Source organism: Rickettsia argasii T170-B, from assembly GCF_000965185.1.
Lineage (GTDB): Bacteria > Pseudomonadota > Alphaproteobacteria > Rickettsiales > Rickettsiaceae > Rickettsia > Rickettsia rickettsii.
Genome location: NZ_LAOQ01000002.1, coordinates 89,803 through 115,827, shown reverse-complemented (window position 1 = coordinate 115,827; position 26,025 = coordinate 89,803). Strand labels below are relative to the sequence as shown.

Genomic DNA, 26,025 nt, shown 5'->3' with positions numbered 1-26,025 from the left:
ACCTACCCAATCTGGGGTAACCATTTATTATTACCTTTAGTTCCTTGTTTATTTAAAGAAAAATTATGCTTAATAGGCATATTATGAATCTTCAATTTGTTTTGAAGATATAATGCCAGTGCATCACATACTTGCACTGCGGTTATTTTATCTTCTTTATTTGCATTTATTTTAGGTTCTGTGGCTTGTTCATTATTGACATAGTAATCAGGGTTTTGTGAATAATAATACTTTAGCTTAGGTTTTAGCTCTATTCTAATATTAGGTTCTTGTCTTCGTTCAGCAGAAAGCTTACTACTGCTCATTTCACCTGCATCAATTCCTATAATCTCCTTATCTTTTTCTTCTTGAGTCTTGCTTCGTCAATGTGATTTTCTATAAGCCATTCAGCTATGCCATAAGAAGTAAATTTCTGATCTTCATGTACTTTTAAAAAACCAATGATGGTATTTTTGCGATTAAATTCCATATCAAATATACTAATAATTGAAATGCTATAAAATATACATGTTATTTTAAAAATTTCAACTTTAAATTATCAAACTTGATGTTTTTATGAAGTATTATTTATATATTTTTCAAATTTAGAAAATAATGTTTTAAAGTTATGAGTAGTAACATTTGCTACTTCTTTTGATGTTATATTTTTGAGTTCGGCAACTTTTTCAGCGACATACCTAACAAATGCCGGTTCGTTTTGTTTGCCTCGCATAGGTGTAGGAGCTAAATAAGGAGTGTCGGTTTCTATTAATAACCTATCAAGCGGTATATATTTGACTATTTCTTGTAAATCAGTAGAATTCTTGAAAGTTATAATCCCTGACATTGAAATATATAAACCGATATCTAGCATTTTTGCCGCTAGATTTTTTGAAGAGGTAAAGCAATGTATTAAACCTGGAAATGTGCTGTTACGCATTTCTGAGGTTAAAATGTCAATAGTATCCTCGTCTGCTTCTCTTGTATGAACAATAACAGGCAGGCGTGTACTAGACGCCGCATGTATATGTGCTACAAACAAATCTTTTTGTAATTTTTGATCGTAAGGCTGATGATAATAATCAAGCCCCGTTTCACCGATTCCGATAATTTTCGGATGCTGGGTTAGCATAATAATTGCCTCAGCATCTGAGTTCGGGAAGACGTAGTCTTGACGTAGCAATCTTGTCCAAGCTTCCTGAGATTGCCACAGCACTTGCAGTGCTTCGCAATGACTAATAAAAGAATTCACTTCACACGGATGCACCCCAACACTCGCAAAAACATTTTCATATTTTTCAGCTATCTCTAAAATAATAGGTAAATTTTCAATTTTAGTGCAGATAGTTTGCATATACTGCACATTATTTTCTAATGCTCTTTGGATGACAGAATCTAAAAGCACTGCGTCATACCATGGTTTGACTACGGTATCTAGAAAACAACTAATATTAGTTGTTTTAATACCCTCACTAGATCCCGCGATGCGATCGCGGGATGACAAGTTACTAAGTAAATTAAGATGACAATGTGAATCTATTAACATATTATACTCTTAGTAGGTGTGTCATACTGCGGTCTCGCCACGGTATGACACACTATTCAAATTTTGGAAATATTATGGTAGGTTCTAAAATATTGCTACCCGCTGTTAAAGTATAATCACGTATTAAATGCTTAAATAGACGTTCTTCTTTATTTACCCCTAACTGATCAAGCATTTTATTTGCTGAACTCGGTATAAACGGCAGAAGCATTATCGCAATATAGCGTAAAACTTCTAGTAAAGCATATAACACTTCTAACGTTTTATCTGGATCGGTTTTTTTCAAATTCCAGGGTGCTTCGCTATCAATATAGATATTTGCTTCTTCGGCCAAATTAATAATATTTTCAAGAATTTTATTAATCTCTGTTTTGTCCATCAATAAAATATTCTGCTCGACAAATTTATTTGCGGTTTTTAAAATCGGTAGCTCATATATTTTATCTATAACACCTTGCGTAAGCAAAGGCACTTTGGCATCATTATTCTTATAAACAAAAGATGTAGTACGCTGTAATAAATTACCTATTTTGTTTGACAACTCGCTATTAATACGGGTAATTAAATTACTACGAGCAAAATTGCCGTCCGCACCAAAAGTTACTTCACGCATCAGAAAATACCTAACTTGATCAACACCGAATTCATCAATTAACTTAATCGGATCAATGGTATTACCAAGAGATTTAGAGATTTTCTGCCCCTCATTCGTCCACCAGCCATGAGCCATAATTGTTTTCGGCAGTGGAACTTCTGAAGCCATTAAGAAAGCAGGCCAATAGACGGCATGAAAACGCAAGATATCTTTACCGACTACATGTAAATCAGCCGGCCAAAACTTACCGTAATTACTTTGTTCATCAAGATAACCGAGTGCTGAAATATAATTAGTCAGTGCATCAAGCCAAACATAAATTACATGTTTTTCATTATTTGGCACTTTTATTCCCCAATTAAAAGTAGTACGCGATACCGATAAATCTTTTAAACCCGATTTAACAAAGCTAATTACTTCGTTACGCCTTGATATAGGTCTGATAAAATCAGGGTTTGCTTCATAAAACTCAAGCAATTTATCCTGCCATTTTGAAAGATTAAAGAAATAGCTAGGCTCTTTAACCCATTCAACTGGAGCACCCGTCGGTGCTAAACCGTCCCTCGTAAGTTCCGACTCATCAAAAAAAGCCTCATCTCGCACTGCATACCACCCTTCATAAAAACCTTCATAAATAGTGCCGTTATCTAGTAATTTCTGCCAAAAAACAGCTACAACTTCTTTATGCCTGTGTTCCGTTGTTCTGATAAAATCATCATTGGAAATATGCATAGCAGTCATCAGATGACGAAAACTCTCTGATGTTTGATCGGTAAATTTTTGTGGGTCAATATTTTTATTAATAGCTGCTTTTTCTACTTTCTGCCCATGTTCGTCAGTACCTGTTAAAAACATTACATCGAAACCTCGAAGTCGCATGAAACGAGCGATTACGTCACTTGCAACGCTAGTATAAGCATGACCGATATGGGGAATATCGTTAACGTAATATATAGGGGTAGTAATGTAGTAAGTATTGTTCATAAATGCTTTTTTATTAACTCATGTATTTCAAGTGGACTTAAATCTGAAGCTTTAATTGTTTTTATTCTCTCAGGAAATCTATTACTTAATTCTTTAAAGCAATAATAGATTTTTTTATAAAAATCTATACCTCTTATGTCAAATTTATTGTTCATATTCCGTGAATTGACTCTCTTAATAGCAGTATCCGGCTCTACGTCAATAAAAAACGTAATATCCGGCATAAGAGAAGGCATTAAAGTTTTGTGCAGATTATAAACTAAATCTATGCCGTTTTCTAGCTCTAATCCTTGATAACATGCAGTTGAGTCAATAAACCTATCACATATTACAATATGTCCCTCTTGTAGAGCTGGTATAATTTTCCGTGCCATATGATCATAACGTGCTGCCATAGCTTGTAATAGCTCGGACATGGGTAGTAATTCTTCATGTACTAGAATTTCACGCATTGTTTCGGCTACAATAGTACCACCGACTTCACGAGTTAAAATAACGGGAGTATTTTGAGATTGTAAATATTCATAGAGCATTTGAGATTGAGTAGATTTGCCTATCCCTTCCCCTCCCTCAAATGTAATAAACTTTCCTTGTTTCAAATTATTCATTCATTACAATTACTTTAAGCTATAACTTTATAATCATATCTCTTAAAAAAATATTTACAAGGAAGATTACATACTTATATACTCCTACAAAACGAAGAGCTGTTATACGAAGATCAACTTGGGAAAGAGTAATCGGTCTGTAAGCCGAGGAGCGGAGCGTATATTAAACGTTCAGCATCCAAGGACTTACAAAGACATTGTCACCAATGTTCCAAATTCATCGAGTATAATCCATTATAAATTTTAAATTATTAATATATGAATAATTCATTAAGTAAAAGGGATTTTTCGATCCTAATCGGTAATGCGATGGATCATTTCGATACTGCACTTTATGGGTTTCTTGCTCCGCTACTTGCTGGTATTTTTTTTCCGAATCATGATAAAGGCATTGCTTTAATATTTACCTATAGTGTTCTTGCTGCGTCTTTATTTACACGTCCCATAGGCTCTTATTTTTTTGGTGTAATTGCTAAAAAATACGGCGGTGTTTTTGCTTTATCTTACTCTTTAATCGGCGTTGCTTTAACAACTAGCCTAATCGGTTTAATACCTTCACATGCTCAAATAGGCTGGCTTGCACCGCTATTATTAGTGTTGCTTAGAACAGTGCAAGGAGTATATTCCGAGGGTGAATGTGCCATTGCTAAATTATTTATTTTAGAGAATAAAGAAGAAAAAAAAGCGTTTAAAGCTTCTTACCTTTATCAAACATCTACTATGGTCGGTATTATTCTTGCTTCATTTATCAGTACTATAGTTTTAAATGTAGAGTATAATACATATTGGCGTTTATGTTTCATATTTGGCGGGCTTACAACACTGATAGGTTATTTTTTAAGAAAGCGCGAGGATATTGTAGTCAAGCCCTCATTGTCATCCCGCGGCTTGACCACGGGATCCAATAAAAAAGATAAAATTACTTTACGTAATTTTTGGATATTGTGGTCAAGCCACGGTATGACACCTGGGTCCTCTCCTCGCAATGACATAGTATCATCACTATTACAAGACTTAACTACAATTTGGAACTGTAAACTAAGTATCTTACGCATTAGTTTTGCCATAGGTTTCTCATATATGACTTATATAGTGCCTTTCGTCTTTATGAATAGTTTTATTCCGCTTATCACTGATATATCACTCGAAATAATGATGAAATTTAATACTGAATTTCTGATTTTTGATATGATTATGATTCCGATAATAGGGCATCTAACAAAAAAGCTACATTACCTTAAAATACTAAACGGTACTCTTATTTTAATGAGTTTAAGCATAATTCCTTTATGGCTCTGCTTGAATAATGCATCTATATGGTATGTTAATTTTGTACGTATTTGGATTATAATACTCGGTGTCGGGTTCTTGGCACCTTTGAACTGCTGGCTAAATGATTTATTTAAAACTGCCGATAAATATATGCTAGTCGGTATCGGCAGTAGTATAGGTGCTTCATTAATCGGACGTCTTACTCCGTCAATCTGCCTAATGCTATGGTATGTAACCGGTAACTCTTTATCAATTGCGGTTTATATAACCGCAATATCGATGGTCACTTTATGGGCTGTTAGAGGAGTTGTTGCACGGATCAATGTCATTCCTGCAAAAGCAAGAATCCAGTAAAACATATAAAAATTAAATTCTTATATGTTTTTTACTAGAAATGTAATACTTACAGCAATATTAATGTTATTTTATGGATTCCTGCTTTCGCAGGAATGACATCAAGAACATTATCTAATTCCTAATAGGAAAAGAATTTAATAAAACACCATACTCAAAACTAATCCGATATAATTATTAGCTCTGAATCTTGTCATACAATTGGCAGGATTTTCAATATCAAGAGTTGCTACTTGCAATATCAGTAAAATTAAAGCAGCTAAAATAGGTAAATAGTCGATATTATGATTAGCCATTTTTGTTGCTAGAATAAATAACAATATAAAACCTATATAACATATATAAAGCCAAAGCTTAGAATGCTTGTTCTCTAAATATATACTTAACGATTTCACTCCTATTTTCTTATCATCTTTTATATCCATATATCCGTAAATCGTATCATAACCGATGGCCCAAAAACAGCATGCTAAATACATAATAATCGCTGCTATATCAAGTGTATCCTGAACTGCCGCATAAGCTATTAAGGCCCCTAGCTTAAAGGTAAATCCCAAAAAGATTTGCGGGAAATACGTAATACGTTTCATTAACGGGTATAGGCTAATCATTATTACCGCAAAAAAACCTGTATATATGGCTGTTTTGTTTAAAAGTAGCAAAATACAAAGTGAGATAACGCTAAGCATAAAGAGTATCAAAATGGCATAAGAAACAGATAAAGCCTTGCTAGCTAAAGGTCGCTCTTTAGTCCTTGCAACATGTTTATCAAATTTTCTATCAAATATATCGTTAATAATACACCCGCTACTTCTAGCTGTTATACTACCTAAAATAAATAATGGTAATAAATGTATTAACTCCGTTCTTGAGGGGTTGGCAAGCAGTAACCCAAATAAAGCAGGAAAAAAAACCAGAAAATAAGCTACCAGCTTATCTGCACGCATTAATTTTAAAGTAAGCAAAAGTTTGTTCATGATGAGCATATTAAACTTTAAATTTAAATAAATATGGATATTATAGATAATTTAAGATAAAATACACCACGAAATAAAGCTACTAGATTTTTATGGTTAAAAAATTAAAACATGATTCATTAGTAAAAATAATAATGAACGACCCGGTAGCAGCACAAGAATTTTTGGAATATTATTTACTCAATGATTTTAAGAATTTAGTAGATTTATCAAAAATAACGGTAGAACAAGAAAGCTATATTGAGGAATCTTTAAATAAGAAATATAGTAATATAACATATAAAATTAGCACCAATAATAAAGAAGAAGCATTTGTTTATGTATTAGTAGAAGCCCAATCAACAATTGATTATTGGACGGCTTTGCGGTTATGGAAATATACACTATTATTATGTGAAAGACATAAGCAAGGAAAGGATAAATTACTGCTAGTTTATAATTTAGTTATTTACAACGGTAAAGAAATTTATAATGCTCCAAGAAATCTGTGGAGTTTATTTACTGATAGTGTGATGGCAGAGAAATGAATGGCGGGAGATTATCAATTAGTAGATTTGCAAGCTATGACAGATGATGAAATCGTCAAGAAAAAACATTTAGGTATGCTAGAATATATGATGCAGCATATCCATATGCAGGATATGATAAAACTATGGGAGAAGTTTTTAACAGAGTTTAAGCATATTATAATATTGGATAAAGAAAAAGGTTATATTTACCTAAGATCGTTCTTATGGTATACTAACACAAAATTATCAAAACAAAAACAACCGGAATTAGTAGAAGTATTGGATTACCGCAAGATAAGGATACTATTATGAAAACTATCGCTGATACATATAGAGATGCAGAAAAGGTGCAGGGTATTGAGATAGGCAAAGCTGAGGGCGAACATAATAAGGCAGTAATTATAGCGAAGGAAATGTTCAGTCAGGGCTTTAAAATTCCTGTTATTGCCAAAATTACAGGTCTTCAAGAAACTTTTGTTCGCTCAATTGTAAATAAGTCATTAATCATGCAAGCACCACTTGCACAAATTCTAAATATCCATATCCTCCCAAAGAAAAGCATCTATTGTCATAATCACATATAACCTTTATAATAATATTCTTGAATCAACTACAAAATCTATGAAAGAATTTCCAAAAAATTATAACTTTACCGAAAATGAAAAAAAGTGGCAGCAAATTTGGCAAGAGAAACAAATTTATGCTTATAATCCAAACGTTGCAAAAGAAGAAACCTATGTAATCGATACTCCGCCTCCGACAGTTTCAGGGCAGTTACATATCGGTCATGTTTATAGCTATACGCAAACCGACTTTATTGTACGTTTTCAGCGTATGATGGGTAAAAATATCTTTTATCCTATGGGTTTTGACGATAACGGGCTACCGACCGAGAGACTTGTTGAAAAGCAGAAACAGATCAAAGCTTATAATATGGATCGATCTGAATTTATAAAAATTTGCGAAGAGGTAGTAGAAAATGAAGAAGAAAAGTTTAGAAGTCTATTTAACCAAATAGCTTTATCGGTTGATTGGAGTTTAGAGTACCAAACTATTAGTCCGTTATCACGAAAAATATCACAAATGTCTTTTCTTGATTTAGTACAAAAAGAGGAAATTTATCGTGCTAATCAACCGATTTTATGGGATCCGGTAGATGGTACAGCTCTTGCCCAAGCCGATATTGAGGATAAGGAAAAAACCTCTTTCATGAATTATATTACGTTTAAAACCGAGCAAGAAGACCCGCTTACTATAGCTACTACCAGACCTGAGTTATTACCGGCTTGCGTAGCTGTATTTTATCACCCTGACGATGGACGTTATAAGCATCTAGCAGGTAAATCAGCTATAACCCCACTTTTTAATGAGCAAGTTCCACTGCTTGCTGACCCTTTAGTACAACAAGATAAAGGTACGGGACTGGTAATGTGCTGTACGTTTGGTGATCAAACGGATATTACTTGGTGGAAGACGCATAATCTACCTTTAAAAACTATTATCACTAAAAAAGGTACAATAGACTTCCAACATAAAACTTCTATAGATGGGTTGAAAATTAAAGAAGCTCGAACAAAAATAATAGATATTTTAAAAGAACAAGAGTTGCTTATTAAACAAGAAGACATCACTCATACCGTTAAATGTGCCGAAAGGTCAGGTGCTCCTCTTGAGATACTAACTGTACCGCAATGGTTCGTTAAAACTATATCACATAAAGAAGAATTGCTTAAAAGAGCGAATGAGTTAAATTGGCATCCTAAAAATATGAAGATTCGTTTAGAGAATTGGATTAATGCCATTAGTTGGGATTGGTGTATAAGTAGGCAGCGTTATTTTGGTGTGCCTTTCCCTGTTTGGTACTCTAAAAGAGTAGGTGAGGAAGGAAAAATCTTATATGCCGATGTTACGCAGCTGCCTATCGATCCGTTAAAAGATTTACCTATGGGTTATAGTAAAGAGGAAGTAGAACCTGATTATGACGTAATGGATACTTGGGCAACAAGTTCCGTTTCGCCTCAACTTTCTACTCATGGGATTTCTGACGATTTCGCTGTTAATAAAGATAGGCACAATAAATTATTTCCGATGGATTTAAGACCTCAAGCACATGAAATTATCAGAACTTGGGCGTTCTATACTATTTTAAAAGCTCACTTACACCAAAATACTTTGCCGTGGGAAAACATCATGATAAGCGGTTGGTGTTTAGCTGAAGATCGAAGTAAAATGTCAAAATCTAAGGGCAATGTTTTAGTTCCTGAAAAACTGCTAGAACAATATGGTTCCGACGTGATACGTTATTGGTCGGCAAATTCAAAGCTAGGTGCTGATACCGCCTATTCTGAAGACGTTATGAAAAATGGCAAAAGGCTTGTTAACAAGCTATGGAATGCCGCTAAATTTGTTTTTATACATTTTGATAAACTGAAAGGTGAAGATAAAAAAGCGAGTTTACTCGATATTAAAGAAAAAATCACTAACGAGTTTGATAAATGGATGGTTAATAAACTAGTGGAATTAGTTAAGCTAGCTACAAATGAGTTACAAAACTACGAATATGCAAATGCTATGCATCTGACGGAAAAATTCTTTTGGGTGGTATTTTGTGATAATTATTTAGAAATAAGCAAAACAAGAAGCTATGATGAGGAACACAAAAATCCACAAGGACAATATAGTAGCATATTAACTTTATATCATGTTATGCAAACGTTACTGAAACTATTTGCACCTTTCATGCCGCATATTACCGAAGAATTATACCAAATATTATATAGTGAAAATTCTATTCATGTTAAAGGTAGCTGGGTTAATTATAGTGACTTAAATTATGAAATCAATGCAAAAGGAGCAGAAGGGCTGCTTGAAATATTAGATATCGTCAGAAAATTCAAAGCTGAGAAGCATCTATCTATAAAAGCTCCAATAAAATTGCTTGAAGTTAGCGGTATAGTATTATCTGCAGAATTAGCAGAAGATTTAAAAAACGTCACATCGGCAGAAGAAATACAATTTGAGATGAAAGATGATAAAATTAAAGTCAATATTATCCTTTAAAAATATTATAGGTTTAATATTAATTATATTTGCCGGTATATTTTTTTATGCTTATATATTAGAACATGACTGGCGGTATGTAACCTTAAGTGATGAACAAGTGAAAAAATACAGGATTAGCAAGAAAAAAGCTATTGCCCTTTATCAGTTAATGAAAGACACTCATGAGCTACTTGGTAAGAATAATATTAATTATTGGATAGAAGGCGGCACTCTGCTTGGAGCCGTTAGACATCAAGGCATAATTCCTTTTGACGATGATTTAGATATCGGCATTATGCATGAAGACGAAATACGTTTGCAACAAATATTACCGCAATTTGAGCAACTCGGTTATACTGCTTCCTATGAGAGAGCTTATAATATATGCAAAAAAGCTTGTTTAGATATTTTCGTATTTCATAAAGAAAATGATAAATTTGTTCTTTTTAATCAAAGTATGCGTAATAAATATCCAAATGATTTTTTTTATGATTATGAGCTATATCCTTTAAAAAAATATAAATTTGGTAGTATAGAAGTATATGGGCCATTTGAATATAAAGAGAATTTGAATAGACAATATCTAGAATGGGATAAATATGCAATAATATACAGCCCTCATAGCTTACATTTACCTTTGTTATCGAATATCGAGAAAAAAACTAAATTTATATTAACTCCGGAATTGTTAAAACCTGCTCAGCCACTCGGACCACTAGAAGATAAAGTGAATATAGTCAATTCAGCTACATTTAGTGGTATGTGCGAGGATACAGCTTATAATTAAATGTCGAATTGGTAATGACTATTTCGATATAAGCAACGAAATAGTCATATGATTTACATTTGCCTAGATTACCTTTTTTGCAAAAATTCATATCAAACAAGTTGAGATAAGATAAGTAATAGCCGGTACTATCCATAAATCCGGTTTATCAAAGCAAGAGCCTGAAATAGCTTGTTTATTTTGAATTACTTGAAAACTAAACTCAGGGTTAAGTAATTCATGAAAATATTTTAAGCTTGAAGAAACGGTTGAGTCACTTACTTTTGCTTCCACTAAAATCCACGGTTGGTTATCTTTTGTTATTACTAAATCGACTTCACGTTTTTATTTATCACGCAGACAGTATAAACCAAAATCACCAAGCCCTGTTTCGTTCCAAAAATATACGGCTTTTAAAAGGTGAGAAGCTACAAGATTTTCAAATCTCGTTCCTATATCTTTTATTTGCGACCAATCCCAAAGGTAAATTTGTGGCTCTTTTATCAAACTTTTTACAACATTTTTAGACCAAGGTTTGATAGCAAAACAATAATAATGCTTTTCTAGCAAAGAGAGCCATCTTCTTATTGTTTGGTCTGAAACTCTAACTTTGTTAGCAAGGTTTGTATAGCTTATTAATGAGCCTGCTTGCTCATTTATAATGCTAGTAAGTAATGATAACGCATAAATATTGTTGATATCTTCAGTATTTCTTACATCTTCTCTAAATAATTGCTTGAATCTTTGATTACTCCATATTCTATGAAATTTAGCAGTTGCTTTTAAATAACTTTCTGCAAATCATCCAAAATTTATTAAAGCTTCAAATTCATCTATAGTGATATTTTGGGGGCTTTTTATATAATCAATGTCATTATCAATTAGCTATTTCAGATACCGGTAACGGATGCACGGTTAAACTTATATAACGTCCCATTAGGCTATCACCGCCTTTTTTATATATATTTAATTTGGCACTACCTGTTATAATAAATTCAATATTTTCTCCGAATTTATCATAAAATCCTTTTACAAGATTTTGCCAATCTTTATATTTATGAATTTCATCTAATATTAAGCACGGTTTCTTATCGGATATAGTAGAAAGTAGATTTTTAAAAAGTTCGGTGTGTTTGTTTAAGATTTTATTTCTATCTTCTAGATAATCCCAATTTAGGTAAATTGAATTAGGATTAGGTTTAATTACTTGTTTTGATATTGTAGTTTTCCCTACTTGCCTTGCTCCGCTTATAAATACAAGCTTACCGTAATTTGTTAGATATTCTTCAACTTGCTTTTTATATAACCTATCCATTATAATATTTCTATAAGTTTATAAAAATATTATAGGCTAATATCGAAATAGTCTTACTTGTAGTATTGAAATTGAGCATTGCCTAGAAAAAGTTTTTTTATAGTTTAGCCTTCCGATGTCATTCCCACGAAAGCGAGAATGCTTTGTTGCGTGGACCAGTTTCCTAATTGTCATCCCGCGACTTGATCGCGGGATCCAGTTTAAAACATTAAAATTTTAGTATTTTAAGTTGTGTTTTTGGATATCGTGGTCAAGCCACGGCATAACACCGAACGGGTTTTTCAGTCCACACAACAAGACCTGCACAGACATGACATAAAACGAGCCATGCAACAACACCTGCAGTAACTCGCAATGACTATATCAACCTTTTCTAGGCAATGCCAAAACAATTAGTGCAAATTATGCGGTACTTTAGTATTATTTAACATTAAACTTTGCTTCATTCTATGCCTTATTTATTACCAACTATTATAACTACGCTACTTATTTTATTAGCGCTAATAATTTGGTTTTATTTAAAAACTCAAACCTTAAGGACACAGCTACAATTTTTATCAGAGCAGAATCTAGAAATTAGCAATAATAACCAATTATTAAATCAAGAAAAGATAGGATATTTACAGAAAATTGAGCAATTGAAGTGTAAAATAGAATATCAAGCACAGACTATTAAGGATTCAGAAAAAATAAGAGAAGAGTCATTTTCATCGGCTAAAGCTGCGTTATTTGATTTAGGTCAAGATTTGTCTAAGCAATTAATAGCGATACATAAAATGGAAAACACGGCAGCAAGAGAGCTAGCCGAGAAAAATATCGCTACTGCTTCAGGAAAATTTAATAGTGAGTTTGAACGGTTAATTACAATGGTGGGAGCATTAAATAAAGATATAGAGCAATCAAAAGGTACGGTTGATTTGATAAAACAGTCTCTGCTTTCTCCGATCGGGGCTGGGCTACTTGCTGAGATTACCCTTGAGAATATCTTAAAATCTTCGGGCTTACGTCCTAATTTAGATTTCATTATGCAATACGGTCTAACTACCTCAGATAGCGGAAAGCTAAGACCTGATGCGCTCATTTTTCTTCCTTCCGGTAATTTAATGGTTATTGATTCTAAAGCTTCAAAGTTTCTTGTAGACGAGCAAGATAATAACATGAATCTTAATAAAACTATGAATTACCATTTAAAATCTTTGGCAAATAAAGACTATGCCGCAAATATTTTAACTAATCTAAACAAAAAGGATCAGAGCTTTAACAATGTTATTACTTTAATGTTTTTGCCGACTGAACAAGCGGTTGAGAAAGTTATTGCAGCCGACCCTGAATTTTTACAAAAAGCTTGGGGCTGTAATATCTTTCCGGTAGGACCTAGCGGACTTATGAATATGCTATCATTTGCAAAATTTCAAATTACCGATCATCGCCGTTCAGAAAATTATAAGGTAATCATTGAAGAAGTGAGAAAGCTATTAAGCTCCATAGGTACTATAGCAGATTATTCTCAAAAGATCGGTAATAACCTGCATAATATGGTTACTAATTACGATAAATTTGCTGCCTCGTTTAATCGTAATTTTATGTCAAGAGTAAAGAATATTCAAAAACTCGGTATTGATTCAGGGAATAAAGCCATGCCGGCTACCTTAGAGCGTTATCAAATCGTTTCCTCTAAATCTGAGATTATTGAAGTGGAAGCAGAAAATCCACCACAAATAGCAGAAAAATTATAAATAAATTTTTCTCGTAATAGGTAATTTAAATGTTAAAAAAAACTTTCCATAATTTGTATAGCCATATTATTACTATGTGTAAGCATATAAGATTAAAGCTCCTAAAACAGAAAACAAACATGCTATAAGAGTGAGCTTTATTAATATGTGGCTGGGCTTTACAATAGACGAGCTACCGATGATAAAAGAAATCATTGAAGCAAACGGACGAACAATTGTTATAGATCATAACAATTATGACCTTATTATTGATAGTGTTTTTGGTCAAAGAACTATTAGTAATAAAGATAGTATAAAGATATTTTTTACCGGTGAATCCGTTAGACCAAAGCTAGAAAATTATGATATATCTATAGGTTTTGATTATATAGATCATCCAAATTATATAAGAATACCTTTATATATGTATTGTACTAATGACGTCAGTACTGAATATAAACGCTCAAAATATAATCCGAATAAAACGTATTTTGCTTGTTTCTTAGTCTCTAACGGTATAGAAGATCCTGAGAACGACGGCTGCATAGCAAGAAATCGATTTTTTCATAAATTGTCGCTGTATAAAAAAGTAGTAAGCGACAGTAAATATTTAAATACTGAATCTACAATTATACCAAAAGAAAAAACTCGTGAATGATTATCTAAATGTAAATTTGTTATTGCTTTTGAAAATAAAACATATGAGAGGTATGTTACTGAAAAACCTTTTCAAGCTTATTTAGCAGGAGCAGTACCTATTTTATATATTATGCAGATAAAAGTTATATAAAAGATGTAAACCCTAATGCAGTAATATTTGCTAAAGATTATTCAGAAGAAGATTTATATAATTATATTATTTCTGTTGATAAAGATGATGAAAACTATTATAAGATATATAATAATAAGATTGTACCGACTTCAGAAAATAATTACATCGCAGTAAAAGAAAAATTAAGAAAAAAATTACCCTCATTAAATACAAATTAAAAACTATTTTTATAATATCAATTATAATTATTTGTTTATCATTGCTTTTTATATTTTTAAAAACTTATCAAATAGGTTCTACTCCACTTGAAGTAAAAGATATTAAAATTTTTATAGTAAACCTACGCAGCACTGATAGATATAACAATATTAGTAAACAATTCGACAATAATAATTTATTCTATGAAAGGTTTAGTGCAGTAGACGGTTATAATTTATCTATAACAGATGCAGGGGGAAAAAGATTTACCGGCTTAGATGTAAAAAATAAGCCTGCTCTTTTATCCCTTGATAACGGTTATACTGTACTTTGTTCTTCGGAAAATATAAATTATTATTCCGATAGCAAAATATTAAATCATACTTTAACGGCAAGTGAACTCGGTTGTTATTGTAGCCATAGAGAAATTTGGCTTAAAATGGTTAAAAACAATATACCTGATGCCCTAATAATAGAAGATGATGCTATACTAAATGATGATTTCCGTAATAAATTTTTAACAATGCTTAAGCATTTACCTACCGACTGAGATTTAATTTATTTGTCCTTGTCACATTCTAAAAACAAAATATTTTATAATATTTACAATAATCCGTATTTAAAGAAGATAGGTCATGGTGGTTACTTTAATACAACTACAGGTTATTTGATACACTTAAAAGCTGCTCAAAAACTTCTTGAATATAGCAAAAACTTTACTTTAGAGATTGATAATGTACCACGCTTTTATGCATAGCGAAGTGCAGTCCTATGTCACATCGCCTTTTTTAATACATGCAACACTTAATTCTGAAGATTCAATTATATTTGAAATGGAAAGAGCACATTAAATAACGTAAATTTTACAACCTTAATCGAGGTTTTGTGGACATTTCTAAAAAGATTTAATTTTGGCTATTTTTTGCTGCAAAATAGCAAATCAATTAGCAGTGTCCACAAAACCTCTAAGCATGGTACTTCTTCTGTAGGATCAATATCAATCACTGTATCATCGTTTGTGCCTGAGGTAACCTTATTAGCCAAATAAGGGTAGTAGCGGTTGTCTCGGCAATATTCTTGCCTGCACTACTAATTGCCTTGCCGACATTGAAATCCGATATAGCAGTTGTTAAAATATCTATTAAAGTTGCAAGACTTAAGAATTTTAAATCTTTAATAGACTCAAACATTATTAAAGGTACTATCGCTACGGTCAATCTTGCCGCATCATTATAGTAACACTTTTGCAAAAACACATCATTAGTTAATTTTTTGCTGGTGATATTTTCTATAACTTTATTGCCGTAATATGTTGATACTAATAAAGAAGCAAGACGCAACAGATATAATCCAAAATCAGTGTGGCTATTGCCGCACATATAGTAGTACTCTTCCATCCATGATAGATACTAATGTCTGATTCAATATTGTTAAAATCTATATCTTGATTGGTAAGTTTATTATATATTGCCTGAAGTTTTATTTGCGTATTCTTATCTGTTTTGGAATGTTTATATAGTAACTGAAAATATGGTTTAATTTCTTCAGCTGTAAATTTCTTATGCTCAATTAAAGCCGGTACAATTTTATCATGCAAAAATTTAATTAATTTATTTTGCATAAAATTTGTAACTTTACTTTGTTCTTCTAATACTCCTGCAACTGTATACCATCGTAAAGCCTGTAATACAATTATACGATTAATAGTATCATTATTTAATAAATCAATAGGCTACAACCCTACATTAGCAGCATATCTAAAACAAATCGCAGTTGTATTTACGGCATCATTAGCAAAACTTGGAGTGTGATCAAATAAAAATTTAACATCTTCAGCATTGTCATTGTTATTTTCTAATGCTTGAAACATATTATTATTCATCTCTTTAGTTTGTCTATTTGATAAGACCGTACACCGGGAAAGATAATAAAATTTGTAGCATCGCAAGTCTAGTGGTCGGTAAAGCACATAATTCATACCAAGGATCCTTTTCATCAATTACATATGAACGTAAAGCAATTACACCCACTATACGAGAAACATAAGTAATTGCTATTTTACCTGAATGATGATTACTAACTAAAGCTGATTTTTCGGTTAACCAAGAAGCAATTTTGTGATCTTCATTATACTTATCACTAGCTTTTTCTATTCTAGTAAGACTTTGCTCTAATGAATTAAGATAATTTGCAAAATTTAAATGAGCTTTTTTTACTATATTAAACTCGTTTTTATAAGAGGAAGGTGCATTTAAAGTATTTGTAAGTAATATTGCTTTAGTTATATAGCGATATAAAAAATATTCTCTCGTCAGAAGATATGCCATAGCATCGATTTCTTTGGCTGCTTTAATCAAGTGTTCAGATTGATCTAAATTATTTTTTAAAAACACTTGGATTTAGTAACTAGGGTACTAAACTCTAATGAATTTATACCCCCTATATCATCTAGCATAGCATCAATGATATTCTTGTTTTCTACTCCTATTAACTTCTATAGCTTTATACATTTCTGTAGCTTTATACATAAAAAATGATCTCGATTATTTAACTCTTCAAAACAACGGCTCCATTGAGAATGATCAATATTATTATCTTGATACTTTCCGGTAGCAGCTACTTTACTTAACATTGTTTCTAAATATTGAGTATAAATCAAACTTTGATCTAGTGTCGGTAGATCTTTAAAATTTTTATCACAGAACCATATTTTCCATACCTCACCTAAATTAAAACTAGCAAATGCTGTAGTAGTTTTCCATAATCTTACGCCTAAATTTGATATATCATTATAATATTGTATTATTACTTCTAGTTTATTACTCATAATTTCAATTAAATAAATATTAAAAATATGAACATCTCTTAATATTTATTCAAATCTTTTATATATAATCATTTATAATCTTTAATTATTTTATTATGAGATAACATTAAAGTCACACACGAGCAACCCCAGTTTATGATAAGAGAGAAGAGGATTGGGTTATAAAAGTTTTTAACCAAAAAAACAATAGTTGTGGACATAACATATCCTTTTTTATCTTCTATTGGCAACAGGATCTGATTAATGATATAAAAGTCAGTACCTGAATCGTTTATATTATAATGAGAATACTAGTAACAGGAGCTAACGGCTTTATTGGATCATATATTACAGCTGAATTATTAAAGAATAATTATAAAGTAATATGCTGTGTTCGAGATGTTGAATCGACCAGGAAAAATTCCCTACTGCAGAAGTGATATACTGTGATTTTAATATAGACCTAACACCACAAAGCTGGATAAATAGATTAAATAACATAGATATAGTTATTAATGTGTCAGGTGTGTTAACGTCTAGTCATGCAATAATATTGACAATGTTCATGTCAATGGTCCAAAGGCTCTATTTAAGGCTTGCACCCTTACTAACGTACAAAGAATTATTCATAATAGACTGGGTAATTTTACAACCGTCTCTTGTTTACGCAAGCGGTTGTTATGGTGGTACCTCGCTATTTAGGGCTCTTGCAACATTACCGTATTTTATTCCTTTAATAGGTGATTGTTTACAATAATTTCAACCTATTCATATTGATGATTTAACGAAAGTAATTATTCACTGTATAGAAAGGGAAGGAAAAATCCACACATTATTAAAAATAGTTGGACCAGACATAGTGACCATGAAGGATATCTTGCTTGGATTCAGAAGATGGCTTGGAGTCAATCCTGGAAGACTAATAAAAATTCCTTTAATATTCATTAAAATAGCGGCTAAATTAGGGGATTGTCTAAAAATAGGACCATTAATTCTACTGCGTATAATATGTTACTTCAACCTAATATTGCTGATAAAAAAGATTTTATCGATTTTACTTCTATAATCCCTAGAAACTTGCAACAAGGTTTTGCAACCAAACCTTTAACCGTACAATCCATATGGCACACTAGGCTTTATTTTTTAAAACCTATAATAAAAATTGTCTTAGGACTATTTTGGATAATGACAGGAATTATTGCAAGCATTTTTGTTTATGATGCTAGTATGCAAATTATAATATCACTAGGATTTGATAAACAAATAGCACCTTACATATTATATGGAAGCTGCTTTACAGATATTATTTTTGGCATTCTACTAATTATCAAAAATACAACAAATAGGATATGTAGTTTATAAATTTTATTAATACTAGCTTATACTCTACTATTAACATATCTTAAGCCAATATTGTGGCTAGATCCGTCCCCCTTGGTCCGATATTTAAAAATATTCCAGTAATATTACTTACTTTAGTATTCATGGCAATAGAACGAGATAAATAATGGATTATCTTTTTATAAAAACTATGCATATTATTAGCTCTACCATTTTATTTGGTACTGGAATTGGTACTGCTTTTTTTATGTGGTGGGCAAATAAAACCGGTGATTTGAATGCAACAGCATATGCAGCTCGCACTACAGTTATAGCTGATCTTCTTTTTACTACTCCAACTGTGATAATTCAACCGGTTAGCGGCATAATATTAGTAAATATGCTTGGCTATAATTATTCTGATTTATGGCTTACCTTAACTTATATCAGATACATAATCGCCGGTAGTTGTTGACCTCTGGTGGTATGGATTCAAATTCCACTACGAAATATGGCACTTGAAGCATTAAAACCGCAAATTCCCCTACCGGAAAAATATTATAAATTATTTAAATTATGATTCTACCTAGGCTGGCCGGCATTTATCAGTTTGAGTATTATTTTTTTCTTAATGGTATTTAAACCGCTATAATACTAGCTTAGGATAAATTTTATACTAAATTAGTATTGTCCCGTGGTCAAGCCGGCGTTGTTGTGTGGATACCCACCCATCATTGCGAACAGTCGTAGGTCTTGTTGCAGGCTTGTCTATGTCATTCCCGCGTAGGCGGGAATGACATAGACAAGAAATAATATTTACGCCGGTATATCTGCAATAATCGGTTGTTTTTTGTTTGATTTTGTAGAAATGAGAGAGGTCATTATCGGTTCGACTAAGCCGTTAACTACCTCTTTTGTAATAGTAACACGCTGTTTTTTTAGCTCGGCAACTTTATACATACTCTCAAGCAAAAGATGCTCAAGTATTGAACGAAGTCCTCTTGCTCCCGTCTTTTTAGCTAGAGCTTTTTCGGCAATAGCTTCTAAGGCTGAATCATCAATTACAAGCTCAGCATCATCAAGCTCAAATTGTTTCTGATATTGCTTTACTATGGCATTCTTAGGTTTAGTTAAAATTGTAATTAAAGCTTCTGTGTCTAACTCATCTAAAGTAGTAACGATGGGTAATCTACCGATAAATTCAGGAATTAAACCGAATTTAGTTAAATCCTCAATCTCTAGGGATTTAAGAATCTCACTATTATTTTTCTCTTTATCTATATTTACGTTAGCTGCAAAGCCTATAGAACTATTATTAGTTCTTGAGGTTATAATGCTATCAATCCCCATAAAAGCACCACCGCAAATAAATAAGATATTTGAAGTATCTAACTGTACGAAATCTTGTTGTGGGTGTTTCCTACCGCCTTGAGGAGGCACGGAAGCAACTGTTCCTTCCATAATTTTAAGTAATGCCTGCTGTACTCCTTCACCCGATACATCCCGTGTAATAGAAGGATTCTCCGATTTACGGGCAATTTTATCAACCTCGTCAATATAAATTATACCTTTTTGTGCTTTTGCTATATTAAACTCAGCTGCTATCAATAAACGTAGTAATATATTCTCAACATCTTCACCGACATACCCGGCTTCCGTTAAAGAAGTAGCATCCGCCATAGTAAAAGGTACGTCTAAAATTTTAGCAAGCGTTTGAGCAAGTAAAGTTTTTCCTGAACCAGTAGGACCGATCAGTAAGATATTCGACTTATTAAGCTCAACGTCATTATTGCCGGATTGTACATATTCAAGCCTCTTATAATGGTTATAAACCGCTACTGCTAAAATCTTTTTCGCTTGATCTTGCCCAACTACATAATCATTTAGAATTCCACATATTTTTTGCGGCGTTGGAATTGAAGAAGTAATTTGCTTTAAAGCAACTTTATTTTCTTCTTTCATAATATCTGTACATAAATCTATACATTCATCACAAATAAATACTGCAGGACCTGCTATCAGTTTTTTTACTTCATGTTGTTTTTTACTACAAAACGAACAAATCAATGCTTTTTTATCAGCTTCTACTACCATTAACTTTCTTTTTTATGTTTATTTTAACAATTCTTACTATAGTACTCTTGCGTACATATAATAATCTTTATGCTCATTTGCAACTATTTCATATTTTTTAAGAATTCCCTCCCTAGCAAAACCGCATCTCTCAAGAAGATTAATTGAACGAAAATTATCAGTAATTACTGTTGCTTGTACTCTTATAATACCAATATAATCAGCAAATTTTAAAATATTCTTTATAGATTTTAACATCATACCTTGACCCCAAAAATTAGGATCTAGATCATAACTTATTTCTGCTCTATGATGCTCTAGATTGATTATATTAAAACCGGCAGTACCTATTAATTTATTATCGTCTTTAATGGCAATTCCCCAATAAAAACTTCTATGATTTTTATATAAACTAGACCAATAACGTATTTCCTCTCCGGCTTCTTCTACGTCTTTAGGCCTATTGCTATCAGTTATATAAATGGCCATTTCCGGCTTACTCATATAATTAAAATAATCTTGTGCATCCTCCACGGCTAACTCTCGTAAAACTATATCGTTTAAATCAAGCACAGGAAAAGGGGCATATAAATGTCCTCTATTTATCATATATACTAACTATTTTTCTGTATAATATAAATATTGCATATTCATATTATACAGAAGATTTTTAAATAATGAGTATACAAGGTGAAAACGGTTTCCACCTTGTATACAAATTTACTTCATATTATTTTATTATTAATTATTTATGAGTATATATCTATAATTATACATACTTAATCGGGTCTTGTACATTATTCTTTTTAAAAGCATCAAGTCGTGCAATGCATGATAGACATTGACCACAAGATAAACCTTCTTCTGTTGGATCATAACATGATATTGTTTTACTATAATCTACTCCAAGCTCAAGCCCTTTTTGAATTATTTGCTCTTTGGTCATATTTATTAAAGGAGCATGGATAGTAATTTTTTCTCCATTTACTCCTACCCTAGTTGCTAAATTTGCCATTGCTTCAAAAGATTTTATATATTCAGGACGACAATCAGGATAGTTAGTATAATCATTAGTGTGTACCCCAATAAAAATATCTCTAGCTCCTACAACCTCAGCAACGCCTAGTGCGTAGCTTAAAAATATTGTATTACGTGCCGGTACATAAGTAACCGGTATGTCACTTGGTAATTGATCTGTGTTTTTAAATTTTGGTACATCTATATTATCATCAGTCAATGCAGAACCGATAAATGACTGCAAATCAATATTAATAACCCTATGTTGTTTTACATTATAATCTTTAATTAATCCTTGGATTTTTTGGACTTCCGGACTATTGCGTCTATGATAATTAAAACTTAGAGCATAAATTTCATAATCCATTTTGCTAACTATCTCAAGAACCGTAGTAGAATCAGGTCCACCGCTTAATAAAATAACTGATTTTTTTTTCATTGTTTTACCGATAAAGTTAATTTTTGAGATACTAAAGCATCTAAACTAATTTTTGCTCTAAGTGCTTCAAGTACTAAAGCTCGATGCACACGTTTATCTACTCTAACATTAAACTGTCCGCTATACTCTTTCCTAGACGGAGCTAAGGGGATAGATTGATTATGACTTATATAACTTTCTTTCATTAAAGTCCAAGCTTGTTGTAATTCTTGCAGTGCTTTTTCAGGCGAATGGCCAAAAGCTGATACATTCGGTAGCTCTTCAAACCTTGCTAGCCAATCTCCATCCGTATCTTTAAAAAGTTCTATAGTAAACCCATCAAATGTATCATTTGTTTTCATCTTCATTTCCTTTTGCAAAGTTTAAAAATGGTCGAACTTGATATTCTTTTGCCATATTCCCAAAAGTGTGAATAGATAACCTATTTCCTTTGGGCAAGTACCAAATCTGATGGCTACCTTTTTGCCTATCTTTAACCCAACCGCACTTAGTCATTAAAGTATGAATCAGAGAAACTTAATCCTTTAGGATTTTGTTTAGCTTTATTTATAAGTTTTATATACTGATTCATGTTGTAACTATATAGTTATAATATATAAGTCTAATAATATATGTTATATGTTAATACAATAAATATTCTTGACTAACTCCTTCTGATAATCTAAATTTATGGTGTTAATTTATGGCGGGTGTAGCTCAGTTGGTTAGAGCATCAGGTTGTGGTTCTGAGGGTCGCGGGTTCGAATCCCGTCACTCGCCCCATATTTTGGAATTGTTGTGTGGTTACCAAATCATCATTACGAAGAAAATTACAAAGTAATTGACGAAGTAATCCAGTAAAAAAATGCTAAAATTAGTACTTTTTTATTATTTTTCTGGATTGCCACGTCGCTTCGCTCCTTGCAATGACGATTTTTGACATCCATGAAACAACGCCTACAGTCGCTCGCAATGACATTTTTTTCTTATGGATATCAAACTTCTATATAGACTAGCTAAATATCTAAGGTTCTATAAAAAAGATTTGATCATCGTTATGATCTCTTTACTTAGCGTATCAGCTTCATTATTACTAATCGGTAGTGTTTTTAGAAATTTAGTTGATAAAGGCTTGAGCAAAGACCATATTTTATCGGTTGATAAATCTATATTATATATTTGTTTATTAATTATCATCTTAAGTATTGCCAGTTTTTTTCGTTCATATTTTATCAATAATGTTGCTGAAAAGGCAGTTACTCAAATAAGAAAAGAAGCTTATAGTAATTTAATTAATTATGAAATTGAAGAGTTTGAAGAACTAAAAATCGGCGATATAATTTCACGCCTAACAAATGATATAGATCAAATATCTACTCTCATTGTTAATTTCTTATCTTTTTTTATTCGCAATTCGGTGATGCTAATTGGCGGCATTACATTAATGTTTTTTGAAAGCTTTAAACTCGCTTCTATAGTAATTATTACCATTCCTATCTTATTAATTCCTTTAATTAAATTCGGCAAGCATGTTAAGGTTTTATCTAAAAAAGCTCTAGAATCTAAGTCACTTTTAGCATCGGATATTGATGAAACTTTTAATAATATTAGAGCTATTTATGCTTTTAACCATCAAATAAACAAAATTGCCGATTTTGACACTAAATTACAACACTATTTAATATACTGCAAAACCCGTTTAAAAATTCGTGCTTTATTCTTTGCGATTTCAATAGCCGTTATATTTCTTGCGATTACTTTAGTCGTTTGGATCGGAGCTTCAGATATAGTGAAAGGCCATTTATCTGCGGGACAAATTATCTCGTTTATTTATTATGCGATTATCGCCGGAGTTAGCTGTGGCGGTATTTTTGAGCTACTAAGCGAAATGCATTTACCTGTTACAGCCCTTGAGAGAATAATTACAATTATAGATAAGACACCTATAGCACATAATAATTATTTAGAATTAAATAATTCCGATCCAATCTCGATAGAATTCAAAAATGTTGATTTTACCTATCATTCAAGACCTAATTTAAGGATTATTAATAATATGTCTTTGAAGATAAATGCCAATAAGTTTCTTGGTATTGTAGGTAGATCAGGTGCAGGAAAAAGTACTGTACTACAGTTACTGCTGCGTTTTTACCGGCAAGAAAACGGCACTATCCTTATTAACAATCAAGATATAACTCTTTTGAATCCTGCTGAAATTCGTAAATTAATTGCCTATGTTCCTCAAGAGGCTAGCATTTTTTCCGGCACTATAAAATCAAATATTATATTCGGTAATAATGAAGCAAGCGACGACGAAATAAATGAGATAATAAAAATTACAGGAATAGAAGAATTTGCTGCTAAACTTCATGACGGTATAAATGCTAAAATCGGTGAAAGAGGGGTTAGATTATCAGGAGGACAGAAACAAAGAATAGCTATTGCTAGAGCATTACTACGCATGCCGCAAATTTTGCTTCTTGATGAGGCAATGAGTGCTTTAGATACGATGAGCGAACAGAAATTACTAGAGTCTATAAAAAAAATAATGAAAGGGAACATTATTATATCAATTGCCCATCGAATTAGTAGCATAGAATCAGCTGATTATATTTTAGTAATAGATAAAGGAGGAGTAGTCGCTGAAGGATCACATAATGATTTATCTAAAAACTCAGAAACTTATCGAAATATTTGTAGAGAGCAGTTAACAATATAAAGGGGTATGTCATTCCTGCGAAAGCAGGAATCCAGTCAACCTTAATGTCATACCACGACTTGAGCGTGGTATCTTAGGGCATAATCTGTGAAACAAGATCCTGTGGTCAAGCCACGGTATGATACTGAACGCTTTTTACTGGATTCCCGCTTTCGCGGGAATGACAATAAAGTATATAATTGATATATTTGTTACAATAAAAGTTCCTTAGTATAAAAATTTAAATGTTTAATATAATTTAGCTTGAAAGCTGCCGTGGCTTTGTTATAATCGCAACTACAAAACAAAAAAGGTTTACAAAATGAAAAATTTATTAAAAATTTTATTAATTCTAGCTTTCGCGAACTCAGTATTTGCTTCATCAATGCAAATGCCTGCCCCAGCTTCAGTGACAACAACCCAAATACAAGCTATGAGTACTGACGATCAACAAGCTTGGGTTGCTAGTTTAACAGCAGATCAGTATAATATGTTAAGTCCTGATGTCCAAAAGTGGGTAATGGAGAATACTACCGATACTCAAAAACAAGCTTTAGGAATTAATCAGTAATATTTTAATTAATTTTTAAAATTGATATGGGACTGTTAACAAAATAATTTTAATTGATAATTAAAAAGAATTTTTAGCAAAAATTAATAAGAGTTTTGAAGGAATAGTTAATCCTATTTCAAAAAAGCCTTATAATTTGCAGTAAAAATAAATTTAATTAGCTTTAAAATTTATGTTGTTAATAGTCCCACATGTTGGAAATTATTATTCTTAACATATATTACTAAAAGTTTCTGCTTGCACTTCCTTTCAGTCTTCCTGTTATCGTGTCATGTATATACTCCTGATAAATAAAAATTTCTAGACGAGCATAAATATTCATTTATTCTTTCTTTAGTAAAACAATACACTCATTATTGTAAGCTATAAGAATATAGAAAGCTAATTTGTTGTGTGGCTTTGCTGCCATTCCTGCGTCCTTATTTATGTCATTCCCGCAAAAATGTTGTTGCGTGGAATGAAGCAATCTTGGGAAGAATTCCTGAGATTA

The 26,025-nt window shown here is 32.0% G+C and carries 32 protein-coding genes, 1 tRNA gene and 2 pseudogenes; 16 read left to right on the top strand and 19 right to left on the bottom strand.

Annotation, left to right across the window (positions count from 1 at the left end; genetic code table 11):
- Positions 1–2: 2 nt before the first annotated feature.
- From RAT170B_RS10360 to tmk, 5 genes are all read right to left on the bottom strand, one after another.
- A complete protein-coding gene (locus RAT170B_RS10360; RefSeq protein WP_186786281.1) occupies positions 3–305 on the bottom strand; it encodes a hypothetical protein in 303 nt (100 codons plus the stop codon).
- 17 nt (positions 306–322) lie between these two features.
- Positions 323–469 (bottom strand): hypothetical protein, encoded by a 147-nt coding sequence (locus RAT170B_RS10355; protein WP_014014673.1) that lies wholly within the window; start codon positions 467–469, stop codon positions 323–325.
- A gap of 84 nt (positions 470–553) precedes the next feature.
- On the bottom strand, positions 554–1,525 hold the full coding sequence (locus RAT170B_RS02950; RefSeq protein WP_045805584.1) for a TatD family hydrolase: 972 nt from the start codon (positions 1,523–1,525) through the stop codon (positions 554–556).
- 52 nt (positions 1,526–1,577) lie between these two features.
- Positions 1,578–3,104, bottom strand: a complete 1,527-nt coding sequence (gene metG / locus RAT170B_RS02945) for a methionine--tRNA ligase (protein WP_045805583.1) — start codon at positions 3,102–3,104, stop codon at positions 1,578–1,580.
- Entirely contained in the window at positions 3,101–3,712 is a 612-nt protein-coding gene (gene tmk / locus RAT170B_RS02940) for a dTMP kinase (protein ID WP_014014676.1), read from the bottom strand. The genes metG and tmk overlap by 4 nt, the downstream gene beginning before the upstream one ends.
- Before the next feature lie 258 nt (positions 3,713–3,970).
- On the opposite strand from tmk, the gene RAT170B_RS11270 reads away from it, so the two are divergent.
- Entirely contained in the window at positions 3,971–5,338 is a 1,368-nt protein-coding gene (locus RAT170B_RS11270; protein WP_045805582.1) for an MFS transporter, read from the top strand.
- Positions 5,339–5,475: 137 nt separating this feature from the next.
- On the opposite strand, the gene ubiA is transcribed toward RAT170B_RS11270, so the two are convergent.
- Positions 5,476–6,324 carry a 4-hydroxybenzoate octaprenyltransferase gene (gene ubiA, locus RAT170B_RS02930; RefSeq protein WP_045805581.1) on the bottom strand — a complete coding sequence of 283 codons (849 nt, stop codon included), beginning with the start codon at positions 6,322–6,324 and terminating at the stop codon, positions 5,476–5,478.
- Positions 6,325–6,407: 83 nt separating this feature from the next.
- On the opposite strand from ubiA, the pseudogene RAT170B_RS02925 reads away from it, so the two are divergent.
- From RAT170B_RS02925 to RAT170B_RS02915, 3 genes and pseudogenes are all read left to right on the top strand, one after another.
- Positions 6,408–7,408: pseudogene (locus tag RAT170B_RS02925) on the top strand (Rpn family recombination-promoting nuclease/putative transposase).
- A gap of 37 nt (positions 7,409–7,445) precedes the next feature.
- Positions 7,446–9,884, top strand: a complete 2,439-nt coding sequence (locus tag RAT170B_RS02920; protein WP_045805580.1) for a valine--tRNA ligase — start codon at positions 7,446–7,448, stop codon at positions 9,882–9,884.
- The gene (locus tag RAT170B_RS02915; protein ID WP_045805579.1) at positions 9,853–10,653 is read left to right on the top strand and encodes a LicD family protein; all 801 of its coding nucleotides are present in this window, start codon (positions 9,853–9,855) and stop codon (positions 10,651–10,653) included. Before RAT170B_RS02920 ends, RAT170B_RS02915 begins: the two co-directional genes overlap by 32 nt.
- Positions 10,654–10,740: 87 nt before the next feature.
- Here RAT170B_RS02915 and RAT170B_RS11265 read toward each other — a convergent pair whose 3' ends face one another.
- From RAT170B_RS11265 to RAT170B_RS11255, 3 genes are all read right to left on the bottom strand, one after another.
- Entirely contained in the window at positions 10,741–10,926 is a 186-nt protein-coding gene (locus RAT170B_RS11265) for a hypothetical protein (protein WP_045805578.1), read from the bottom strand.
- 51 nt (positions 10,927–10,977) lie between these two features.
- Positions 10,978–11,295 (bottom strand): DUF4143 domain-containing protein, encoded by a 318-nt coding sequence (locus RAT170B_RS11260; RefSeq protein WP_409994151.1) that lies wholly within the window; start codon positions 11,293–11,295, stop codon positions 10,978–10,980.
- Positions 11,296–11,509: 214 nt separating this feature from the next.
- Complete coding sequence (locus RAT170B_RS11255; protein WP_261368666.1) at positions 11,510–11,947, bottom strand: ATP-binding protein; 438 nt, start codon at positions 11,945–11,947, stop codon at positions 11,510–11,512.
- A 449-nt stretch (positions 11,948–12,396) separates the two neighbouring features.
- Between RAT170B_RS11255 and RAT170B_RS02900 the strand changes: the two genes are divergently transcribed.
- From RAT170B_RS02900 to RAT170B_RS12365, 5 genes are all read left to right on the top strand, one after another.
- Complete coding sequence (locus tag RAT170B_RS02900; RefSeq protein ID WP_014014682.1) at positions 12,397–13,683, top strand: DNA recombination protein RmuC; 1,287 nt, start codon at positions 12,397–12,399, stop codon at positions 13,681–13,683.
- A gap of 130 nt (positions 13,684–13,813) precedes the next feature.
- Positions 13,814–14,320: an alpha-1,3-fucosyltransferase gene (locus RAT170B_RS10350; protein ID WP_261368665.1), complete on the top strand. Its 507-nt coding sequence runs from the start codon at positions 13,814–13,816 to the stop codon at positions 14,318–14,320.
- A gap of 21 nt (positions 14,321–14,341) precedes the next feature.
- Positions 14,342–14,452, top strand: a complete 111-nt coding sequence (locus RAT170B_RS12370; protein ID WP_158309291.1) for a glycosyltransferase family 10 domain-containing protein — start codon at positions 14,342–14,344, stop codon at positions 14,450–14,452.
- A 241-nt stretch (positions 14,453–14,693) separates the two neighbouring features.
- A complete protein-coding gene (locus tag RAT170B_RS11250) occupies positions 14,694–15,182 on the top strand; it encodes a glycosyltransferase family 25 protein (protein ID WP_261368664.1) in 489 nt (162 codons plus the stop codon).
- Positions 15,183–15,194: 12 nt separating this feature from the next.
- Complete coding sequence (locus tag RAT170B_RS12365) at positions 15,195–15,389, top strand: glycosyltransferase family 25 protein (protein ID WP_158306288.1); 195 nt, start codon at positions 15,195–15,197, stop codon at positions 15,387–15,389.
- A gap of 158 nt (positions 15,390–15,547) precedes the next feature.
- Here the strand turns inward: RAT170B_RS12365 and RAT170B_RS12100 are convergent.
- The 5 genes and pseudogenes from RAT170B_RS12100 to RAT170B_RS02870 form a co-directional block, all read right to left on the bottom strand.
- Positions 15,548–15,822 (bottom strand): annotated as a pseudogene (locus tag RAT170B_RS12100) (hypothetical protein).
- A 128-nt stretch (positions 15,823–15,950) separates the two neighbouring features.
- On the bottom strand, positions 15,951–16,253 hold the full coding sequence (locus tag RAT170B_RS02880) for a hypothetical protein (RefSeq protein ID WP_024704339.1): 303 nt from the start codon (positions 16,251–16,253) through the stop codon (positions 15,951–15,953).
- Between the two features lie 111 nt (positions 16,254–16,364).
- Positions 16,365–16,502 carry a hypothetical protein gene (locus tag RAT170B_RS10340; RefSeq protein WP_162146315.1) on the bottom strand — a complete coding sequence of 46 codons (138 nt, stop codon included), beginning with the start codon at positions 16,500–16,502 and terminating at the stop codon, positions 16,365–16,367.
- A gap of 25 nt (positions 16,503–16,527) precedes the next feature.
- The gene (locus RAT170B_RS02875) at positions 16,528–17,025 is read right to left on the bottom strand and encodes a hypothetical protein (RefSeq protein WP_261368662.1); all 498 of its coding nucleotides are present in this window, start codon (positions 17,023–17,025) and stop codon (positions 16,528–16,530) included.
- Between the two features lie 101 nt (positions 17,026–17,126).
- Positions 17,127–17,459: a hypothetical protein gene (locus RAT170B_RS02870; RefSeq protein ID WP_045805576.1), complete on the bottom strand. Its 333-nt coding sequence runs from the start codon at positions 17,457–17,459 to the stop codon at positions 17,127–17,129.
- Positions 17,460–17,740: 281 nt separating this feature from the next.
- Here RAT170B_RS02870 and RAT170B_RS11235 point away from each other — a divergent pair, with 281 nt between their 5' ends.
- The 4 genes from RAT170B_RS11235 (at position 17,741) to RAT170B_RS02860 (ending at position 19,233) form a co-directional block, all read left to right on the top strand.
- Positions 17,741–17,878 (top strand): NAD-dependent epimerase/dehydratase family protein, encoded by a 138-nt coding sequence (locus RAT170B_RS11235; RefSeq protein WP_014273722.1) that lies wholly within the window; start codon positions 17,741–17,743, stop codon positions 17,876–17,878.
- A complete protein-coding gene (locus tag RAT170B_RS08440; RefSeq protein WP_225981257.1) occupies positions 17,875–18,195 on the top strand; it encodes a hypothetical protein in 321 nt (106 codons plus the stop codon). Before RAT170B_RS11235 ends, RAT170B_RS08440 begins: the two co-directional genes overlap by 4 nt.
- Before the next feature lie 212 nt (positions 18,196–18,407).
- Positions 18,408–18,800 (top strand): DoxX-like family protein, encoded by a 393-nt coding sequence (locus tag RAT170B_RS02865; protein ID WP_261368661.1) that lies wholly within the window; start codon positions 18,408–18,410, stop codon positions 18,798–18,800.
- A 145-nt stretch (positions 18,801–18,945) separates the two neighbouring features.
- Positions 18,946–19,233, top strand: a complete 288-nt coding sequence (locus tag RAT170B_RS02860) for a DUF2269 family protein (protein ID WP_014014687.1) — start codon at positions 18,946–18,948, stop codon at positions 19,231–19,233.
- Between the two features lie 341 nt (positions 19,234–19,574).
- On the opposite strand, the gene clpX is transcribed toward RAT170B_RS02860, so the two are convergent.
- The 5 genes from clpX to RAT170B_RS08435 all read right to left on the bottom strand — a co-directional run bounded on the left by clpX (position 19,575) and on the right by RAT170B_RS08435 (position 22,782).
- Entirely contained in the window at positions 19,575–20,852 is a 1,278-nt protein-coding gene (gene clpX / locus RAT170B_RS02855; RefSeq protein ID WP_014014688.1) for an ATP-dependent Clp protease ATP-binding subunit ClpX, read from the bottom strand.
- Between the two features lie 36 nt (positions 20,853–20,888).
- Positions 20,889–21,440 (bottom strand): GNAT family N-acetyltransferase, encoded by a 552-nt coding sequence (locus tag RAT170B_RS02850; protein WP_014121026.1) that lies wholly within the window; start codon positions 21,438–21,440, stop codon positions 20,889–20,891.
- Between the two features lie 160 nt (positions 21,441–21,600).
- Positions 21,601–22,287 (bottom strand): 7-cyano-7-deazaguanine synthase QueC, encoded by a 687-nt coding sequence (gene queC, locus RAT170B_RS02845; protein WP_045805575.1) that lies wholly within the window; start codon positions 22,285–22,287, stop codon positions 21,601–21,603.
- Positions 22,284–22,628 carry a toxin-antitoxin system HicB family antitoxin gene (locus tag RAT170B_RS02840; RefSeq protein ID WP_045805574.1) on the bottom strand — a complete coding sequence of 115 codons (345 nt, stop codon included), beginning with the start codon at positions 22,626–22,628 and terminating at the stop codon, positions 22,284–22,286. The genes queC and RAT170B_RS02840 overlap by 4 nt, the downstream gene beginning before the upstream one ends.
- Positions 22,615–22,782 carry a type II toxin-antitoxin system HicA family toxin gene (locus RAT170B_RS08435; RefSeq protein WP_016917381.1) on the bottom strand — a complete coding sequence of 56 codons (168 nt, stop codon included), beginning with the start codon at positions 22,780–22,782 and terminating at the stop codon, positions 22,615–22,617. The genes RAT170B_RS02840 and RAT170B_RS08435 overlap by 14 nt, the downstream gene beginning before the upstream one ends.
- 190 nt (positions 22,783–22,972) lie before the next feature.
- Here RAT170B_RS08435 and RAT170B_RS02835 point away from each other — a divergent pair.
- From RAT170B_RS02835 to RAT170B_RS02825, 3 genes are all read left to right on the top strand, one after another.
- Positions 22,973–23,049 (top strand) — tRNA-His (locus tag RAT170B_RS02835).
- 205 nt (positions 23,050–23,254) lie between these two features.
- Entirely contained in the window at positions 23,255–24,985 is a 1,731-nt protein-coding gene (locus tag RAT170B_RS02830; protein WP_045805573.1) for an ABC transporter ATP-binding protein, read from the top strand.
- 301 nt (positions 24,986–25,286) lie between these two features.
- The gene (locus RAT170B_RS02825; protein ID WP_014014694.1) at positions 25,287–25,535 is read left to right on the top strand and encodes a DUF2673 domain-containing protein; all 249 of its coding nucleotides are present in this window, start codon (positions 25,287–25,289) and stop codon (positions 25,533–25,535) included.
- Positions 25,536–26,025: the final 490 nt, after the last annotated feature.

What these genes read in the sequence shown, in the direction of transcription:
- ubiA (WP_045805581.1), bottom strand. Translation starts at nt 6,324, where the DNA reads ATGCTCATCATGAACAAACTTTTGCTTACTTTAAAATTAATGCGTGCA.
- RAT170B_RS02830 (WP_045805573.1), top strand. Translation starts at nt 23,255, where the DNA reads ATGGATATCAAACTTCTATATAGACTAGCTAAATATCTAAGGTTCTAT.
- clpX (WP_014014688.1), bottom strand. Translation starts at nt 20,852, where the DNA reads ATGGTAGTAGAAGCTGATAAAAAAGCATTGATTTGTTCGTTTTGTAGT.
- RAT170B_RS02860 (WP_014014687.1), top strand. Translation starts at nt 18,946, where the DNA reads ATGGATTATCTTTTTATAAAAACTATGCATATTATTAGCTCTACCATT.
- RAT170B_RS10360 (WP_186786281.1), bottom strand. Translation starts at nt 305, where the DNA reads ATGAGCAGTAGTAAGCTTTCTGCTGAACGAAGACAAGAACCTAATATT.
- RAT170B_RS08435 (WP_016917381.1), bottom strand. Translation starts at nt 22,782, where the DNA reads ATGACTAAGTGCGGTTGGGTTAAAGATAGGCAAAAAGGTAGCCATCAG.
- queC (WP_045805575.1), bottom strand. Translation starts at nt 22,287, where the DNA reads ATGAAAAAAAAATCAGTTATTTTATTAAGCGGTGGACCTGATTCTACT.
- RAT170B_RS02840 (WP_045805574.1), bottom strand. Translation starts at nt 22,628, where the DNA reads ATGAAAACAAATGATACATTTGATGGGTTTACTATAGAACTTTTTAAA.
- RAT170B_RS02870 (WP_045805576.1), bottom strand. Translation starts at nt 17,459, where the DNA reads ATGAGTAATAAACTAGAAGTAATAATACAATATTATAATGATATATCA.
- tmk (WP_014014676.1), bottom strand. Translation starts at nt 3,712, where the DNA reads ATGAATAATTTGAAACAAGGAAAGTTTATTACATTTGAGGGAGGGGAA.
- RAT170B_RS02880 (WP_024704339.1), bottom strand. Translation starts at nt 16,253, where the DNA reads ATGCAAAATAAATTAATTAAATTTTTGCATGATAAAATTGTACCGGCT.
- RAT170B_RS02850 (WP_014121026.1), bottom strand. Translation starts at nt 21,440, where the DNA reads ATGATAAATAGAGGACATTTATATGCCCCTTTTCCTGTGCTTGATTTA.
- RAT170B_RS02950 (WP_045805584.1), bottom strand. Translation starts at nt 1,525, where the DNA reads ATGTTAATAGATTCACATTGTCATCTTAATTTACTTAGTAACTTGTCA.
- RAT170B_RS02825 (WP_014014694.1), top strand. Translation starts at nt 25,287, where the DNA reads ATGAAAAATTTATTAAAAATTTTATTAATTCTAGCTTTCGCGAACTCA.
- RAT170B_RS11235 (WP_014273722.1), top strand. Translation starts at nt 17,741, where the DNA reads ATGAGAATACTAGTAACAGGAGCTAACGGCTTTATTGGATCATATATT.
- RAT170B_RS02915 (WP_045805579.1), top strand. Translation starts at nt 9,853, where the DNA reads ATGATAAAATTAAAGTCAATATTATCCTTTAAAAATATTATAGGTTTA.
- RAT170B_RS11255 (WP_261368666.1), bottom strand. Translation starts at nt 11,947, where the DNA reads ATGGATAGGTTATATAAAAAGCAAGTTGAAGAATATCTAACAAATTAC.
- RAT170B_RS02920 (WP_045805580.1), top strand. Translation starts at nt 7,446, where the DNA reads ATGAAAGAATTTCCAAAAAATTATAACTTTACCGAAAATGAAAAAAAG.
- RAT170B_RS10355 (WP_014014673.1), bottom strand. Translation starts at nt 469, where the DNA reads ATGGAATTTAATCGCAAAAATACCATCATTGGTTTTTTAAAAGTACAT.
- RAT170B_RS10340 (WP_162146315.1), bottom strand. Translation starts at nt 16,502, where the DNA reads ATGTTTCAAGCATTAGAAAATAACAATGACAATGCTGAAGATGTTAAA.
- RAT170B_RS11270 (WP_045805582.1), top strand. Translation starts at nt 3,971, where the DNA reads ATGAATAATTCATTAAGTAAAAGGGATTTTTCGATCCTAATCGGTAAT.
- metG (WP_045805583.1), bottom strand. Translation starts at nt 3,104, where the DNA reads ATGAACAATACTTACTACATTACTACCCCTATATATTACGTTAACGAT.
- RAT170B_RS02900 (WP_014014682.1), top strand. Translation starts at nt 12,397, where the DNA reads ATGCCTTATTTATTACCAACTATTATAACTACGCTACTTATTTTATTA.